Here is a 1,623-nt window from a genome sequence, read left to right on the forward strand (position 1 = left end):
TGCCGCGGCCTCCTCGGCGACGCCCGCGACGGCGTTTGCCGGGCCGGCGGCGTCGCGGTGCAGGGCCAGCCCCGCCGCCCGGTACCGCCGCCCGGTGGGGCCGTCGACCATCGCGGCCAGAACCGGCCCGAGGTCGGCCGGGTCCTGGATCCAGGGGGCGAGGCCCGCCTGGTCGAGGGCGGCGGCGTTGGTCCGGCCGTGGCCCGGTATGCAGCGGTAGCTGACGGCCGGCAGGCCGCAGGCGAAGGCCTCCAGGGAGGTCAGGCCCCCGGCGTTCTGCACCAGCACGTCGCAGGCGTGCATCAGACCGGGGACGTCGTCGACCCAGCCGAAGACGTGCTCGATGCCCTCCGCCCGCAACTGCTCCACGAGGGCCCGGTTCTTCCCGCACGCCACCACCGGTACGACCGCCCCGGTGTCGCGGACCTCGGCGGCCACCTTCGCCACCTCGCCGACTCCCCAGGAGCCGGCCACCAGCAGCGCCAGCGGCGTGTCCGGCGGCAGGCCGAAGCGCTCGCGGGCGGCCGCCCGCTGGGCGGCGGTGGCCGGGGTGAACCGCGGGTCGACCACCGGCCCGGCGACCTCCACCCGCTCGGCGCCGTGCTCGCGGGCCTGCTCGGCCGGAACGGGATGGGCCGCCAGGTGCAGGTCGGCGCCGGGCGCCACCCACAGCGGGTGGACGGAGAAGTCGGTCAGGTAGACCGCGGCGGGCACCGTCAGGCGCCCCCGGCGCCGCAGGTGGCCGAGCACCTGCCCGGCGATCGGGTAGGTGGCCACCACCGCGCGGGTGTCCGCCGGAAGGCTGCGCAGCAGCCGGCGGTGGGTGCTGCGCTGGACCAGCCGGATCAACGGGCCCGGGCGCCCGGCGTTCTCGGTGCTGGAGTAGATCCGCTGGTAGGCGGTGGGGGCGAGGGTCAGCAGCAGCCGGTAGCTGCTGGAGACCAGCCGGCCGAGCCCGGCGGGGACCAGGTCCAGGAAGTCATGGCGGTCGACCTCGAAGCCCAAGGCGCCCAGACGCAGCGCGAGTTGGGCCGCGGCCCCGTCATGCCCGGCGCCCACGCTCGCGGAGACGATGACGACGCGCCCGGTGGCGGGGCCGGGCGGACTGGACGGGTCGGCGTGGTGCGCCGATGCCTCGTGGAGGTGCGGGAGCTGCGACACGGTCGGCCGATCCTCTGGCGATGACGGGGCAGGAGTGGGTGGGAAGCCGTGTCGGGTCGGCCGTGGCGGTGCCACGCCCGGTGGCGCGAGATCGATGAGCTCGGTCACGGCGCGCGGTCCGATCCTCGGCGGCGCCCGGGCTTCCCCCGGACGGGACGGTCAGAATGGCAGGGCCTTGCTGAAGATCCGCTTAAGTTCAGAACCACCCGCGGCCTTTCCGCCGCGGCGACTGCCATGATGGCGTCGCCATGTCCGACCTCGATGCCGGGCGCGTACCGATACCGCTACGCGCCGCCGCCCTCGACCTTCGCGTGCTGCGGGCCCTGCCCTTCGCGACGGTCTGCGTCGTGCTGGCCGCCGCCGGGCACGAACTCGCCTCCGGAGACCGGATCCCGCCGGGCGCGCTGCTGCTCGGGTGGGCGCTGGCCGGGGCGGGCGCGGTGCTCGGCGCGCGCCGGGAGC

Annotated in this window: 1 protein-coding gene and 1 pseudogene; one reads left to right on the plus strand and one right to left on the minus strand. The window is 76.4% G+C overall.

What is annotated here, in order from left to right:
* Positions 1 to 1,161, minus strand: a 1,161-nt coding sequence (locus BG452_RS34530) for an MGDG synthase family glycosyltransferase (protein WP_188308294.1), incomplete at its 3' end; no start/stop codon positions are given.
* 248 nt (positions 1,162 to 1,409) lie between these two features.
* On the opposite strand from BG452_RS34530, the pseudogene BG452_RS34535 reads away from it, so the two are divergent.
* A pseudogene (locus BG452_RS34535) lies at positions 1,410 to 1,623 on the plus strand (hypothetical protein); the annotation flags it as partial.

This window comes from Streptomyces sp. CBMA123, from assembly GCF_014596465.1.
In the GTDB taxonomy this organism is placed as follows: Bacteria; Actinomycetota; Actinomycetes; order Streptomycetales; family Streptomycetaceae; genus Kitasatospora.